The sequence below is a fragment of the Streptomyces sp. NPDC058678 genome (assembly GCF_042714835.1).
Taxonomy (GTDB): Bacteria; Actinomycetota; Actinomycetes; order Streptomycetales; family Streptomycetaceae; genus Streptomyces.
Genome location: NZ_JBHXSG010000002.1, coordinates 103,962 through 118,690, shown reverse-complemented (window position 1 = coordinate 118,690; position 14,729 = coordinate 103,962). Strand labels below are relative to the sequence as shown.

Annotated in this window: 13 protein-coding genes and 1 pseudogene; 9 read left to right on the top strand and 5 right to left on the bottom strand. The window is 71.8% G+C overall.

Going from position 1 to position 14,729, the window contains the following annotated elements; genetic code table 11:
- Nucleotides 1–42 precede the first annotated feature (42 nt).
- Nucleotides 43–906 (bottom strand): phosphotransferase enzyme family protein, encoded by an 864-nt coding sequence (locus tag ACFWWR_RS03280; RefSeq protein ID WP_384301686.1) that lies wholly within the window; start codon nt 904–906, stop codon nt 43–45.
- Nucleotides 907–1,143: 237 nt separating this feature from the next.
- Between ACFWWR_RS03280 and ACFWWR_RS03275 the strand changes: the two genes are divergently transcribed.
- Genes ACFWWR_RS03275 through ACFWWR_RS03265 form a run of 3 tightly spaced genes read left to right on the top strand, consistent with a single transcriptional unit; the run spans nt 1,144 to nt 4,192 of the window.
- On the top strand, nt 1,144–2,079 hold the full coding sequence (locus ACFWWR_RS03275; protein WP_383857180.1) for a carbohydrate ABC transporter permease: 936 nt from the start codon (nt 1,144–1,146) through the stop codon (nt 2,077–2,079).
- Nucleotides 2,076–2,906 (top strand): carbohydrate ABC transporter permease, encoded by an 831-nt coding sequence (locus ACFWWR_RS03270; RefSeq protein ID WP_384301684.1) that lies wholly within the window; start codon nt 2,076–2,078, stop codon nt 2,904–2,906. Before ACFWWR_RS03275 ends, ACFWWR_RS03270 begins: the two co-directional genes overlap by 4 nt.
- The gene (locus ACFWWR_RS03265) at nt 2,906–4,192 is read left to right on the top strand and encodes an ABC transporter substrate-binding protein (protein WP_383857174.1); all 1,287 of its coding nucleotides are present in this window, start codon (nt 2,906–2,908) and stop codon (nt 4,190–4,192) included. The genes ACFWWR_RS03270 and ACFWWR_RS03265 overlap by 1 nt, the downstream gene beginning before the upstream one ends.
- A 9-nt stretch (nt 4,193–4,201) precedes the next feature.
- On the opposite strand, the gene ACFWWR_RS03260 is transcribed toward ACFWWR_RS03265, so the two are convergent.
- Nucleotides 4,202–5,068: a DUF3152 domain-containing protein gene (locus ACFWWR_RS03260; RefSeq protein ID WP_383857171.1), complete on the bottom strand. Its 867-nt coding sequence runs from the start codon at nt 5,066–5,068 to the stop codon at nt 4,202–4,204.
- A gap of 139 nt (nt 5,069–5,207) precedes the next feature.
- Here ACFWWR_RS03260 and ACFWWR_RS03255 point away from each other — a divergent pair, with 139 nt between their 5' ends.
- The 4 genes and pseudogenes from ACFWWR_RS03255 to mgt all read left to right on the top strand — a co-directional run bounded on the left by ACFWWR_RS03255 (nt 5,208) and on the right by mgt (nt 9,222).
- Complete coding sequence (locus tag ACFWWR_RS03255; protein WP_384301682.1) at nt 5,208–5,900, top strand: response regulator transcription factor; 693 nt, start codon at nt 5,208–5,210, stop codon at nt 5,898–5,900.
- 50 nt (nt 5,901–5,950) lie between these two features.
- The gene (locus ACFWWR_RS03250) at nt 5,951–7,390 is read left to right on the top strand and encodes a sensor histidine kinase (protein ID WP_383857769.1); all 1,440 of its coding nucleotides are present in this window, start codon (nt 5,951–5,953) and stop codon (nt 7,388–7,390) included.
- On the top strand, nt 7,387–7,956 hold the full coding sequence (locus tag ACFWWR_RS03245) for a hypothetical protein (protein ID WP_384301680.1): 570 nt from the start codon (nt 7,387–7,389) through the stop codon (nt 7,954–7,956). The genes ACFWWR_RS03250 and ACFWWR_RS03245 overlap by 4 nt, the downstream gene beginning before the upstream one ends.
- Nucleotides 7,957–7,961: 5 nt before the next feature.
- A pseudogene (gene mgt, locus ACFWWR_RS03240) lies at nt 7,962–9,222 on the top strand (macrolide-inactivating glycosyltransferase).
- 67 nt (nt 9,223–9,289) lie between these two features.
- Here mgt and ACFWWR_RS03235 read toward each other — a convergent pair.
- On the bottom strand, nt 9,290–11,539 hold the full coding sequence (locus ACFWWR_RS03235) for an MMPL family transporter (RefSeq protein ID WP_383857163.1): 2,250 nt from the start codon (nt 11,537–11,539) through the stop codon (nt 9,290–9,292).
- 246 nt (nt 11,540–11,785) lie between these two features.
- Here ACFWWR_RS03235 and ACFWWR_RS03230 point away from each other — a divergent pair, with 246 nt between their 5' ends.
- On the top strand, nt 11,786–12,346 hold the full coding sequence (locus tag ACFWWR_RS03230; protein WP_384301678.1) for a DUF1697 domain-containing protein: 561 nt from the start codon (nt 11,786–11,788) through the stop codon (nt 12,344–12,346).
- On the opposite strand, the gene ACFWWR_RS03225 is transcribed toward ACFWWR_RS03230, so the two are convergent.
- Nucleotides 12,309–13,190, bottom strand: a complete 882-nt coding sequence (locus ACFWWR_RS03225) for a transglutaminase-like domain-containing protein (protein WP_384301676.1) — start codon at nt 13,188–13,190, stop codon at nt 12,309–12,311. The genes ACFWWR_RS03230 and ACFWWR_RS03225 overlap by 38 nt on opposite strands.
- 105 nt (nt 13,191–13,295) lie before the next feature.
- Between ACFWWR_RS03225 and ACFWWR_RS03220 the strand changes: the two genes are divergently transcribed.
- A complete protein-coding gene (locus ACFWWR_RS03220; protein WP_384301674.1) occupies nt 13,296–13,892 on the top strand; it encodes a TIGR03086 family metal-binding protein in 597 nt (198 codons plus the stop codon).
- A gap of 96 nt (nt 13,893–13,988) precedes the next feature.
- Here ACFWWR_RS03220 and ACFWWR_RS03215 read toward each other — a convergent pair whose 3' ends face one another.
- Nucleotides 13,989–14,729 carry a sirohydrochlorin chelatase gene (locus ACFWWR_RS03215; RefSeq protein ID WP_383857766.1) on the bottom strand — a complete coding sequence of 247 codons (741 nt, stop codon included), beginning with the start codon at nt 14,727–14,729 and terminating at the stop codon, nt 13,989–13,991.

Sequence of the window (14,729 nt, the reverse complement as noted above, 5' to 3'; positions counted from 1 at the left end):
GCAGTCGCCCGAAACAACATCCAGCCCCGTGCCTATAGGCGCTCAGAACGCATACCACCGCACCTTCTCGTCCCCGTCCCGCAACGACGCCACCCGCCGCTCGAACTCCGCCCGCGCCTTCGGATTGCTCGGCGCATGCTGCGCCACCCACGCACAGCTCGCCGTCTCCCGGGCCCCCCGCAGCACCGAACAGCCCTCCCACTCCCGCACATCCCAGCCGTAGACCCCGGTGAAGGAGTCGTACGCCTCGGTCGGGAGGCCGTAGCGGTCGTGGGAGAGGGCCATGACGACCAGGTCGTGCTCGCGCAGGTCGGCGGAGAAGGTCTCCAGGTCGACCAGGACCGGGCCGTCCGGGCCGACGTGGACGTTGCGGGGGAGGGCGTCGCCGTGGATCGGGCCCGGTGGCAGGTGGGGCGTCAACGCGGCCGCGGCCGTCGCGAAGCCGTCGCGGCGCTCGCGCAGATAGGCCGCGTCACCCGGGTCGATCGCATCGCCCGCGAGGCGCAGCCAGCGTTCCACACCACCCAGCAGTTCGCGGGGCGGGAGCGTGAAGCCGGGGGAGGGCAGGGCGTGGACGGACCGGAGCAATTCGGCCAAATCCCGGGGTTCGGCCGGCCGTACCGGATCGGGCAGCCGGTGCCACACGGTCACGGGATGCCCCTCGACCAGCAGCGCCTTGGACTCGGCGGCCCGGACCGCGGGCACGCCCGCCTCCTCCAGCCACGCCGCGATGTCGAGTTCGCGGCGGGCGCGGTCGAGGAGTTCGGCGTCGCGGCCCACCTTGACGGCCAGGTCACCGGCGGCGAACACCGCGTTCTCGCCCAGGGCGAGCAGTCGCGCCTGCCGCGCCGGGCCGGGCAGCACACCCGCCGCGGCCAGTACCTCCCGCGCCCGTGCCTCGTCCATGCGTCCGCCTCCGTGTCCGTCCTGGATGTGCCGGATGCGGCGGTTCCCCCCGCGCCCGCCGTCGCACACGCCGTCGAGTTCCCGCCATCCGTCGGCCAGTCTCGCATTCGCACAGGTCGGACCATGTGCGCGGTGCCTTGACGGCGCACAGGGCCTTCACGACCATGACGGGGGCCCGCCGGGGCCGGGGCCTGTCCGACGCCCCCTCGTCGCGAGCCGCGCGAAGGAGCCGATCACGTGACACTGGTGACCGCGACGAAGCGGTCGGCGCAGGGCGCGCGACGCGCCGACAGGGGCCGGCGGCCCCCGGACCACGGGGCCTGGTTCCTGGTGCTGCCCGCGCTGATCCCGATCCTGGTGCTGAGCGTCGGCCCCCTCCTCTACGGCGTCCTGCTGGCCTTCACCGACGCCCAGTCGGGCCGCACCCGGCCCACCCAGTGGATCGGCGGTCTCAACTTCCGGGACCTGCTGCACGACACGCTCTTCTGGGAGTCGTTCCGGATCGGCCTGGTCTGGGCGGTCGGGGTGACGGTCCCGCAGTTCCTGCTCGCGCTCGGCCTCGCCCTCCTGCTCAACCAGGAGCTGAGGCTGCGCTGGCTGGCCCGTGCCCTCGCGATCATCCCGTGGGCCATGCCGGAGGTCGTGGTCGGCGTGATGTGGCGGCTCGTCTACAACCCGGACGCGGGCGTCCTCAACGAGACGCTGCGTGATCTGGGCCTCGGCGACGGCCGCGACTGGCTCAGCGGTCTCGGGACCGCCCTGCCCGCGGTGATCGTCGTCGGCGTCTGGGCCGGCATGCCGCAGACGACGGTCGCCCTGCTCGCCGGCCTGCAGAACACCCCGCGCGAACTCCACGAGGCGGCCGCGATGGACGGCGCCGGCGCCTGGCGGCGCTTCTGGACGGTCACCTGGCCGGCCCTGAGGCCGGTCGCGCTCGCGATCACGGCCCTCAACTTCATCTGGAACTTCAACTCCTTCGCCCTGGTCTACGTCCTGACCAGCGGCGGTCCCGGCGGCCGCACCCGCCTGCCGATGCTCTTCGCCTACGAAGAGGCCTTCCGGTACGGCCAGTTCGGCTACGCGGCGGCGATGGGCTGTGTGATGGTCGCCGTGATCTCGGTGCTCCTCGCCCTCTTCCTGGTGGGCCGGCTCAGGGGAGGTGACGACGCGTGAGGACCAGCACCGGCGGACGCGTCGGCCAGTACGCCGCGCTGCTCGCCTATCTCGTCTTCCTCGCCTTCCCCTTCCTCTGGCTCGTCGCAACGGCCTTCAAGTCGCCGCGCGAGCTGGGCAGTCTGCACCCCTCCTGGATCCCGGAGGACCCCACCCTCGACAACTTCCGGCAGGCCTTCGACGAGCAGCCGCTGCTGCGCGCCGCGGGCAACTCCCTGCTCGCCGCGGCCGGCGCCGCGCTGATCGCCGTACTGATCGCGACCCCGCTGGCGTACGTCATGGCCCGGCACCGCGGTCGACTGGCGAAGGCCGCCACGGGATGGGTGGTGGTCAGCCAGGCGTTCCCGCTGGTGCTGGTGATCATCCCGCTGTTCCTGGTGCTGAAGAACCTGAAGATGATCAACTCCCTGGCGGGGCTGGTGATGGTGTACGTCGTGTGGGCGCTGCCGTTCGCGCTGTGGATGCTCGTCGGATACGTCCGTGCCGTGCCCGGTGAGCTGGAGGAGGCGGCTGCGGTCGACGGGGCGGGACGGGTACGGACGCTGGTGTCGGTGACCGCGCCGTTGCTCGCGCCCGGGATCGTGGCGACGGGGCTGTTCGCGTTCATCACCGCGTGGAACGAGTTCTTCTTCGCGCTCGTGCTGCTGAAGACGCCCGAGAAACAGACCCTGCCGGTCGTCCTCACCCACTTCATCGGCGCGGAGGGCGTCGCCGACCTCGGCCCGCTGGCCGCCGCCTTCCTCGCCACCCTTCCCTCGCTGGTCGTCTTCGCGATCATCCAACGGCGGATCACGGGTGGCATGCTCGCCGGGGCGGTGAAGAGCTGATGCGCATCAGAAGCGCGGGCGGCCTCGCCCTGGTCCTCACCCTGCTGCTCGCCGCCTGTACGAGTGGCGGCAGCGACTCCGGCACAGATGCGATCACCCTGCGCTTCCAGTCCCTCGCCTGGCAGCAGGAGTCCGTCGAGGCCAACCAGGACCTGGTGAGGGAGTGGAACGCGACCCACCCCGACGTCAAGGTCGAGTACGTACAGGGCAGTTGGGACAGCGTTCACGACCAGCTCCTCACCTCCTTCGAGGGCGGTGAGGCACCGGACATCATCCACGACGCCTCCGACGACCTCGCGGACTTCGCGTACGGCGGCTATCTCGCCGACCTGACCGGCCTGCTCCCCGAGCGCCTCAAATCCGACATCCCGCAGCGCAGTTGGGACACCGCGACCTTCGGTGACGGCATCTTCGGCGTGCCCTTCCTCCAGGAGCCCCGCGTGATCGTCGCCAACGCGACGTGGCTGAAGGAGTCCGGCGTCCGCATCCCTACCACCGAACGGCCGTGGAGCTGGGCGGAGTTCCGGCAGATCACCGAGCAGCTCAGCGGCGACGGGAAGTACGGCGTGGCCTGGCCGCTCAAGGAGCCCGTGTCCGCGACCCTCAACCTCTCCCTGTCGGCGGGCGGACAGCTCTTCCACCGCGATACGGACGGCAAGGTGGCGATCCGGTTCGAGGCGGCGGACCAGACCGTTCCCCGCACCATCCACGACCAGGCGAACACCGACCGCAGCGCCTCGCCCACCACCCTGGGCAGCGGCGGCTCGGACACGCTGCCCGGCTTCTTCGGCGGCAAGTACGCGATGGTCCCGCTCGGCTTCTCCTACCGCCAGCAGATCGTCCAGCAGGCACCCAAGGGCTTCCGGTGGCAGGTGCTGCCCGCCCCGGCCGGCGCCGGCGGGCTCACCCAGGGCGTCAGCCCGCAGACCCTGTCCGTCGCCGAGGACAGCCCGCACAAGAAGGAGGCCGTCGCGTTCCTCGACTTCCTGCTCCGGCCGCGGAACATGGTCCGGCTCGCCCTGGGCGACTGGATGCTGCCTACCGGCATCCAGGCCCTGAAGGACCCCGCCCTGCACACCGCGAAGGACGGCTGGTCCACCGGCACCGCCCTCGCCGCGCACCTGCGGCCGGCGCCCGCGCAGTCCGTGCGCGGTTATCCGGAATGGAAGGACAAGGTCGCCACGCCCGCCTTCCAGGAGTACTACAGCGGCGCGATCGGTCTGGGTGAGCTGCGCGAACGCCTCGAGGAGGACGGCAACCTGGTGCTGGCCCGGTACCAGCGCTGAGCCCCGGGCTCAGGGAACGGCGGGACCGGTGACGTACCGGCCGTCCTCGTCGTACGGCCAGACATTGGGCACGCAGCCGTGCATGCCCTTGATCTGTTGCATCATCGCGGGGGCCGGCCTGCCCGGGCCGGGGCAGCCGACGTGGCCGTGTCCGAGGAAGTGGCCGACCTCGTGATTGATGATCAGCGCCCGGTAGGACGTCACGTCCTTGGCGTAGACGGGTGTCGCCAGCTCCCAGCGCTTGAGGTTGACCATGACGCTCTCGGCCACGTTGCAGTTGACCTCGCCGCCGGTGTTCAGCCCGTACTGCCCGCAGATCTTGTCCACGGTCCCGGGTGTCGCGACGCGCACGACGAAGTCGGTGCCGCCGCCCGACACCCGCTGGAACGCCGAGTGGCCGTCCGCCGTCCAGCCGCGCCGGTCGGCCAGGATGCGCTCCACCTGCTCGGCGACCGCCGTGGCGGACAGCTGCAGGCCGTCCTCGACATCGACCCGGTAGCGCAGGACCGTCCCCTTCCCCACCTTGGCGCTGCCGCCGGGGGCGGTCGTGAAGGTGCCCGGTCCGGTGGCCGGGATGACCGGCTCGGAGGGGCCGGCGGGGGGACCGGGCGGGCCGACGGGCGGACTCGCGGGCGGGCTGACGGAAGGACCGGGCCGGGCGGGGCCGGCCGCCGGGCGTCCGGGAGTCTCGGTGCGTGCGTCGGAGTCGCCCCGGTCCGCGGACGTCCACCCCACGGCCGCGAATCCGGTGGCCCCGAGGACGCTCAACGCGGCCAGTCCGCCCCACAGTGACCCCTTCCACCCGCCCGTGGAGGCGTGCGTGGGGCCGCTCCTACGACGGCGGTTGCGGGACGGGGTTGCTCGGTGCGCGGTCATGGTCGTTCAGGCTGTGACCGTGATGTGATCGGATCTGGCCCGGACGATAACGAAGCGGTAACGGGGTCCCGTTGGGGCCTCATGTGATCATCCGGTAACAGAGTCCCGGACCTGTGGAGGACGTGCGGATACTGAGCGCATGCCACGCGTTCTGCTGATCGAAGACGACCGTGCCGTGCGGGAGGGCGTCGCACTCGCCCTGCGCCGCCAGGATCACGAGGTCGCCGTCGCCGCGTCGGGCGAGGAGGGGCTGGAGCGGCTGCGGTCCTTCCGGCCGGACGTCGTGGTGCTGGACCTGATGCTGCCCGGCATGCCCGGCCTGGACGTGTGCTGGGAGATGCGCGCCCTCGACCAGACGCTGCCGATCATCATGGCCACCGCGCGGGGCGACGACGAGGACATCGTCGTAGGACTGGAGGCCGGCGCCGACGACTACGTGGTCAAGCCCGTGCAGGCGAGGGTGCTGGCGGCGCGCATCCGTGCCGTTCTGCGCCGGGCGTCCGGGGCGCCCGGCGCCGGCGGCATACCGAAGATCGACACGTACGGGGACCTGGCCGTCGACCGGGCCGGCCTCTCGGTCACCTGGCAGGGCGCGCCGGTCCCGCTCGCCCCGTCCGAACTGCGGCTGCTGCTGACCCTGTCCGCCTCGCCCGGCCAGGTGTTCAGCCGGCAGCAACTCCTGGAGGCGGTCTGGGAACACAGCTACCACGGCGACGCGCGCCTGGTGGACGCCTGCGTCAAACGGCTGCGCGCCAAGATGGGCGAACCCTCGCGCGAGCCCCGCTACATCCAGACCGTGCGCGGCTTCGGCTACCGGTTCGCGTCCCGGTGAGGCGCGTGCTCAAGGTCCGCGCCAGAGTCCCTCAACTGCGCGGTCTGCGCATGCGGTTGGTGGTGGCGTTCGCGCTCGTCGCCGCGCTCACCGCCGCGACCACCGGTGCCCTGACCTTCCGGGAGGCACGCACGGGGGTGCTCCAGCAGAGCCAGGACACCGTGATCAAGCTGCTGCGGACCCAGATCGACCGGCTCGCCCCCGAACTGTCCTTCCCGCCGGGCGAGTTCGAACTGCAGCGCTTCGCCGGCGAGGTGGCCGGCGCCGAACCCTCCGGGGCCTGGCGGGTGCTGGTCTCCTACGGCGGACTGAGCGTCACCTCCGCCGCGGACGATCCGTTCGAGGAGCTGACGCCGGCCCTTCGGGCGGCCGTGGACTCCAGCACGGCCACCGTCTTCCAGCGGGTGGACAGCGGCGATCACACCTCCCTCGTCGTCGGCATGTCGGTCGCCTTCGCCGGCGCCGCCCCGGCCGCGACCGGGACCGCGTCCGGCGTCCAGGTGTTCCTGACCGTGCCGCAGACCACGGAACAGGCGTACGTCGACGCCCTGGTCACCGCCGTCCAACGGGCCACCGTGCCCGCCCTCGGCCTCGCCGTGCTGCTCGCGCTGCTCGCCGCCCGGGGGGTGCTACGGCCGGTGCGCGCGCTGCGCCGCGCCACCCGCAGCATCGCCGAGGGGCGGCTGGACACCCGGCTCGCCGTCGACGGCTCCGACGAACTGGCCGACCTGTCGCACACGTTCAACGAGACGGCCGCCGCCCTGGAGGAGTCGGTGGCGGAACTGCGCGGCATGGAGGCCCGGGCCCGACGGTTCGCCGCCGACGTCTCGCACGAACTGCGCACCCCGCTGGCCGCCATGTCGGCGGTCACCGACGTCCTCGACGAGGACGCCGCCCACCTCGACCCCGACACCGCCACCGCGGTGCGGCTGATCAGCGAGGAGACCGTGAAACTGGCCCGTCTGGTGGACGACCTGATGGAGATCTCACGCTTCGACGCGGGCGCGGCGGTACTGCACCTGGACGAGATCGACCTCGCCGAGTCCCTGCGGCGCACGCTGGCCGCCCGTGCCTGGACAGACCTGGTGGACGTCCGTCTGCCACCGCCCGACACGCTGCGCGGACGGGTCGACCCGCGCCGCCTCGACGTCGTCGTCGCGAACCTGGTCGGCAACGCGCTGCGGCACGGTGGCCGACCCGTCCATCTGCGCCTGTACGAGGGCGGGGAGCGGTCCGCGGTCATCGAGGTGCTGGACAGCGGCCCCGGCATCCCGGACAGCGTGCTGCCCCACGTCTTCGAGCGCTTCTACAAGTCGGACGCCGCCCGCACCCGGACCGAGGGCAGCGGCCTGGGCCTCGCCATCACGGCGGAGAACGTCCGGATGCACGGCGGCACCGTCCGGGCGGCGAACCGCCTGGAGGGCGGCGCGGTCTTCACGGTGGAACTCCCGCTGCGACGGGACGAGCCGACCCGGGGGAGCGGACAGTGAGGGCCGTACGACGGGCCGTGCCGCCGGCCGTTGCCGCGCTGTTCGCGCTCGCCTCCTGCGGCATCCCCACGACCGGCGTGGTGGAGGCGGGCGGGCCCGCCAGTGGGGTGGTGCCGACGATCCGGGTGTATTTCGTGGCGGACGACACGCTCGTCGCGATCCCCCGCCAGACCGTCGCGCCGGTCGATGTCGAGTCGGCCGTGGAGGTTCTGTTCGAGGGCCCGACCAGCCCGGAACGCGCCAAGCGCCTGACCACGCTGCTGCCACTGCCGGCGCTCCTGCCGACGGCGGCCGCTCCGGCCCCGGCCACCGACGGCGCTTTCGAGGCGCCGCAGGAAGCTGTGGCGGCGGACCTCGTGAAGGTGGTGGCACAGGACGACCGGGTGTCGATCGAACTGTCCCCGGCCTTGGGGAAGTTGCCGGGCCTCGCGGTGGATCAGCTGGTCTGTACGGCCCTCGGGGCGCAGCGCGTCGCCGCCCCAGGGGCCGAACCGTTGCCGGTGACCGTCACGGGCGCGGACGGCCGACCCGCCAAGGGCACCGGCGCGAGCTGTTCCGACGGCTGAGCGCGGTGGCATCCGGAAAGCTGTTGCACGAGACGTCTCGTCTCGCGTACGGTCGACGACATGACCAGTCGCCCCGCTCACATCGCCATGTTCTCCATCGCCGCCCACGGCCACGTGAACCCGAGCCTCGAAGTGATCCGCGAGCTCGTGGCACGCGGGCACCGGGTCACGTACGCGATTCCGCCCCTGTTCGCCGAGAAGGTCGCCGAGACCGGTGCCGAGGTGAAGCCCTGGAACTCGACCCTGCCCGGGCCTGACGACGACCCGGAGGCCTGGGGCACGACCCTCCTGGACAACGTGGAGCCGTTCCTCGCCGACGCGATCCAGGCGCTGCCACAGCTGATCGAGGCGTATGACGGCGACGAGCCGGACCTCGTGCTGCACGACATCACCTCCTACCCGGCCCGCGTCCTCGCCCACCGCTGGGGCGTCCCCGCGATCTCCCTGTCGCCGAACCTCGTCGCCTGGGAGGGCTACGAGGAGGAGGTCGCCGAACCGATGTGGGCGGAGCCGAAGAAGACCGAGCGCGGCCAGGCCTACTACGCCCGCTTCCACGCCTGGCTGGAGGAGAACGGCATCACCCGGCACCCCGACGACTTCGCGGGGCGCCCCGCCCGCTCCCTCGTCCTGATCCCCAGGGCGCTGCAGCCGAACGCCGACCGGGTCGACGAGACCGCCTGCACGTTCGTCGGCGCCTGCCAGGGCGACCGCAAGGACCAGGGCGACTGGCAGCGGCCTGCCGGCGCCGAGAAGGTCGTCCTGGTCTCCCTCGGGTCCGCCTTCACCAGGCAGCCGGGCTTCTACAGGGAATGCGTCAAGGCGTTCGGCGAGCTGCCCGGCTGGCACCTCGTGCTGCAGGTCGGGAAGCACGTCGACGCGGCCGAGCTGGGCGACCTGCCCGTGAACGTCGAAGTGCGCTCCTGGGTACCGCAGTTGGCGATCCTCAAGCAGGCCGACCTGTTCGTCACGCACGCCGGCGCGGGCGGCAGCCAGGAGGGCCTGGCCACGGCCACGCCGATGATCGCCGTACCGCAGGCCGTGGACCAGTTCGGCAACGCGGACATGCTCCAGGGGCTCGGTGTCGCCCGCCGCCTCGACACCGAGGAGGCGACCGCCGAGGCGCTGCGGGAGGCCGCCCTCGCGCTCGTCGACGACCCCGAGGTCGCCCGCCGGCTGAAGGACGTCCAGGCGGAGATGGCGGGAGAGGGCGGCACGCACCGGGCGGCCGATCTGATCGAGGCCGAACTGCCCGTACGGCAGGCATAGCCGAAAGAGCACAGAAGAGGGCCCGTTGGCTCCCCGGCAGCCAACGGGCCCTCAGTCACAAGGAGGTTCAGACCCCCAGCCGCTCACCCTCGTCGTCCCGCGCCGCGGGCCGCTCCACGGCCTCGGCCGACTCGTCGTGCGTGAGATCCGGCAGCCGGTGCAGCCACTTCGGCAGGTACCAGTTGCGCTCGCCGAGCAGCGCCATCACCGCCGGGAGCAGCACACCCCGGATGATCGTCGCGTCGATCAGCACCGCGGCCGCGAGGCCCACACCCATCTGCTTCATGGACTGCATGGACAGCGTGCCGAAGATCGCGAACACGGCGACCATGATGACCGCGGCGCTGGTGACGACCCCCGCCGTGGTCACCACGCCGTGCTGGATGGCGTCCTTCGTCGTCCGGCCCCGCAGCCGTGCCTCGCGGATCCGCGAGACCACGAACACGTGGTAGTCCATCGACAGGCCGAACAGGATCACGAAGAGGAACAGCGGCAGCCAGGTGATGATGGCGCCGACGCCCTCCGCGCCCACCAGGGACGCACCCCAGCCGTGCTGGAAGACGCCGACGAGGATGCCGTAGGCCGCGCCCACCGACAGCAGGTTCAGCACGATCGAGGTGATCGCGATCGTCAGCGAGCGGAACGACAGCAGCATCAGCAGGAAGGCGAAGACCACCACGAACGCGAAGACCGGGACGACGGCTCCGGCGAGCTGGTCGTTGAAGTCCTTCGACCCGGCGACCTGTCCGGTGACCGGCGCCTCCAAGCCGTCGACCTTGCCGAGCGTGGCCGGACGCACCTCGTCGCGCAGCTTGTCCAGGCTCGTGCCCGCCTTGTCCAGGTCGGAGCCGCCGACCAGCGGGACGTACACGAAGGCGATGTTCTGCTGGTCGTGCAGCTTGATCTCGACCGGGCCGCGCGAGGCACCCGAGGCGACCGCCTCTGCCTTGAAGGCGGCCAGCGCGTCCCGCACCTCGGGAGCGTTGATGTCGTCCGCCCGGACGACGACCTCGGCCGGCTCGGAGCCGCCCGGGAAGGCCTCGTTGACCCGGTTGTACGTCTGCACGATGGGCAGCGAGTCGCCGAACTCCTGGTCCAGCGTGAGGTTCTGGGTCTTCATGCCGACCGCGGGCGCCGCGATCGCCAGCAGCGCGCCGGCCGCCACCACGACGGAGATGACGGGCCGGGCGAGCACGCCCTTCAGTACGGCCGTCCAGAACCGGCTGTCGTTGCCGCCACCGCGGCGACGACGGTTCAGGAACGGGATGCGGCCCTTCTCGACCCGCCCGCCCAGCAGCGACAGCAGCGCGGGCAGCACGGTCACGGAACCGACCATGGCCACGGCCACCACCATCAGCGAGGCCAGGCCCATCGCCTCGAACTCGGCGAGCCCGGTGAACAGCATGCCCGCCATCGCCACGCACACCGTGACACCCGAGACGATGATCGCGCGGCCACTGGTCGCGGCGGCGATCCTCAGAGCCGTCTGGGCGTCCCGTCCGGCCTCGCGCTCCTCGCGCTCGCGCCGCAGGTAGAACAGGCAGTAGTCGACGCCGACGGCCAGCCCGACCAGCAGCATCACCGAGTTGGCGGTGTCGCTCATCGGCATCACATGGCTGACGACGCCCATCAGACCCATCGTGGCCATGATCGCGGTGACCGCCAGCGCCACCGGCAGCAGCGCCGCCACCAGCGCACCGAAGGCGATCAGCAGAATGCCGAGGGCCACCGGCACCGCGGAGTACTCGGCCTTCTTGAAGTCGTCCCCGAACGCGTCGTCGAACGTCTTCATCATGCTGGCGCCGCCGATCTCCTCGATCCGCAGCGACTCGTGGTCCTTCTGAACTCCCTCGACGGCCTTCAGCACCGGCTCGACCCGCTCGCCCGCGGTCTCCGCGTCGCCGCGCATGTCGAACTGCACCAGCGCGCTGCGGCCGTCCTTCGAGATCGTGTCCGTGTCGTACGGCGACGTCACGTCCGTGACCTCGCCGGTCTTCTCGACCGCCTGGACGACCGCGGTGACGGCCGCCCTGAACTCGGCGTCCGTGGCCTTGACGCCACCGTCCTTAGCCTGGATCAGTACGGTCTCACCGGCCGGTTCGTCGATGCCGGCGTCCTCGATGATCCGGGCGGCGGTGTGCGTCTCGCCCTTCAGCTGGTCGCTGTCCTTGACGTCGACCCGGCCGGCCGCCGAACCGAGCCCCATCGCCAGGACCACGAACAGCACCCAGATGCCGACGGCAGCCCATCGGTGCCGGGCACTCCAGCCGCCGGCCCGGGCGGCCAGTCCCCGTACCCGTGTATCTCCGTTCCCCATGATGGGCTTGCCCCCTCGTGAGCGGTGGCAGCCCCCTGCCGCCACCTTTCCTTTCGAAGGTATGGGCCGAATAAAGCCATCTCCTCGTGCTGTCCGGTGAGGTGCGGCGGGCCGGAATCATCCCCCTGGACCCCGCCCCTCCCCACTGGGGAGGACAGTGGCCCCTTACATCTACCGGGGTGTCCGGTCCGTCGGGGCGGAGTCCGCCGCACGAGCGGGGCGCGACGGCCGCTCTATGGTGTGCGGATGACGACGACGTATGCGGCGCTGCTGCGCGGGATCAACGTGGGCGGCGCCAAGAAGGTCCCGATGGCCGACCTGCGCACGCTGATGGCGGAGGGCCTCGGCTACGAGGACGTACGCAGCTACCTGCAGAGCGGCCAGGCCGTGTTCGCCAGCGACCATGGCGACGAGGAGTCCCTCGCCGCGGAGCTCGCCGGGGCGATCGAGAAGCGCTTCGGCTTCGCCGTCGACGTGATCGTGCGCGACCACGCCTATCTGAAGGCGATCGCCGACGACTGTCCGTTCCCGGCCGCCGAGCTGGAGGCCAAGCAGCTGCACGTCACCTACTTCTCCACGCCGGTCGACCCGGAACGCTTCCTGGAGATCGACCGGGCCGCCTACCTGCCGGAGGAGTTCCGGCTCGGCGACCGCGCCCTGTACCTGTACGCCCCGGACGGCCTCGGCCGCTCCAAGCTCGCCGTGCACCTGTCGAAGCCCCGGCTGAACAAGGGCCTGATCGCCACCAGCCGCAACTGGAACACCGTCGTCAAGCTCGTCGAGATGACGCGACCCCCGGAAGCCTGACCGTCCGCAGGTCGCGGTAGCCGGAGCGGGCGGTGTACGACATGACCTCGTCCGGCACCGCCAGCCGCGGATCCCCGTACAGCCGTCGGAAGTCGTCGTCCGTACGGGCCGCGGCCACCGCGTCCATCAGAGCGAGATCGTCCTCGGTGAGTCCGGCGTCGCCCCGCACCACCCGGCCCCAGACGTCCCAGGGCAGCAGCTCCACGCCGTTGACGGCGGCCAGGTCCAGGAACACGTTGGTGCGGATGTACCACAGGCCGTCGAGACCGCCGTGGTACCAGACCCCGAACGTCCTCGGATCGGCCCCGCCCTCCCGGCACGCCCGCCACGCGTCCCCGGCCACCAGGAACCGGTCCCTCGGCACGTCCAGCGGGTCGAAGGTGAGCTCGTAGGCCGGGTGCAGCACCTGGGCGTCGACCAGCCGCCAACTCCCGTCCGGGAGACGGTACTCGGTGACCCAGTGGTCGTCGTGGTAGCCCTCCACGAAGTACCCGGCGAATCCGCAGCGGATCCGCGCGGCCGTACCCGTGGCCCGCAGCAACGCGCACAGCAGCAGCGAGAAGTCCCGGCACGTGCCCGCGAACCGCTCCTCGTACGGCCGGTTCGCGGTGAGCGGGCCGTCCCCGCGCTCACGCACGATCCGCAGGATCTCGGAGACGTACCGCGACTCGGGATCGTCGAGCTGCCGGCCCTCGGGGACCGGATGGCCGAGGCGCTCGCCCTCGCCCCGATGGATGATCAGATCCCTGACGAGACGGGCGAGTTCGGCCGGATCGCGGGGCAGGTCACCGAGGTCCGGGTCGCCGGGATCGCTGTACGGCGTCTGCTGCAGGTGGAGGTCCATGCCCGGGACCCTCGGCCTTGCCCCTGGGACAAGGTCAAGCCGGTCCCTGGAGGTCTGTCGCGTTTGTTCAAGAGACCTCGCCGCGCCCTCCCTAACGTGAGTCGCATGAACAAGGACGACCTGTATCCGTACCTGACGGAATGCGCCGCCGAGGCGGCCCGCGTGGCCCGCGGGGTGACGGCGGCACAGCTCGACGACCCCACCCACTGCCCGGACTGGGACGTCCGCGCCCTGGTCAACCACTGGGTCCTCTACACCTCCCACGGCATGGAACACCGCGCCCTGCGCAAACAGCTCCCCGAGGACCTGACCGCCCGCGACTTCACCGCCGACCCCGAGTGGGCCGAGGCGTACGCCGCCCAGCTGGACCGTGCGGTCGCCGCCTGGGCGGACCCGGCGGTGTGGGAGGGCGAGGTGGACCTGGGCATGGGGACGATGCCCGCCCCCGAACTCGCCTCGCTGATCATCAAGGAGACAGCGGTGCACGGCTGGGACGTCGCGACGGCCACCGGCCAGGAGCTCCGCATCTCCGAGGGCGCGGCCCGGCTGGTTCTCGACGTGGTCGTCACCCACGGCGACCTCTACCGGCAGTACGACGGCTTCGCCGACCCGGTACCGGTCCCGGACGACGCGTCCGTGTTCGACCGGGCGCTGGCGGCGAGCGGGCGGGACCCACACCTGGCCAAGGCGGTACGTGACTAGGCCTACGCGTCTGGGACGCCCAGCGGCAGGCTCGGCCTCGACCGCGGACTCGGGAAGGACCGCTCCCGCACGCCGCCGGTCGCCCTCCCGTGAGGGTCAGGCGCCGACCGCCGCCGGCAGCGGCATCCGCGCCGCCTCGTACCGCGCCAGCAGCACCCGGGCCACCTCGGGCGCCGGACCGAGTACGTCACCCAGTACGTCCGCCTCGGCCGCGCCGCGCGCGATGCGGTCCGGGAGGAAGCCCGGGGCCAGGACGTAGGGGGCGACGGCGACCTTCGCGCAGCCCAGCGCCCGAAGCTCCCGCACCGCGTCCTCGGTGCGGGGGAGAGCAGCGGAGGCGAACGCAGGCCGCACGGCGCACCAACCGGTGTGCCGCCACTCCCGCGCGATTTCTGCGATCACTGCGATCGCCTCCGGGTCGGTGGACCCCGCCGAGGCCAGGACGACCCCGGTCGAGGACTTGTCGGCGGGCGTCAGCCCCGCCTCGTACAGACGCCGTTCCAGCGCCGACAGCAGCAGCGGCGACGGGCCGAGGACCTCCGCCTGCCGGATCCGCAGCTGCGGCGGCGCGTCCCGCAGGACCGCAGGGATGTCCGCCTTCGCGTGGAACGCGCGGGTCAGCAGAAGGGGGAGGGCCACGACGTCGCGGACGCCCTCCGCCGCCAGGGAATCCAACATCCCCTGCGCGGACGGGACGTTGAAGTCCAGGAAGCCGGTCTCCACCCGCACGTCGGGGCGCAGCGAGCGCACCCGCCGTACGAGGGCGTGCACCGTCGCGGCGTGCCGCGGGTCGCGGCTGCCGTGGGCGATGACGAGGAGGACCGGCTTCTTGAACAT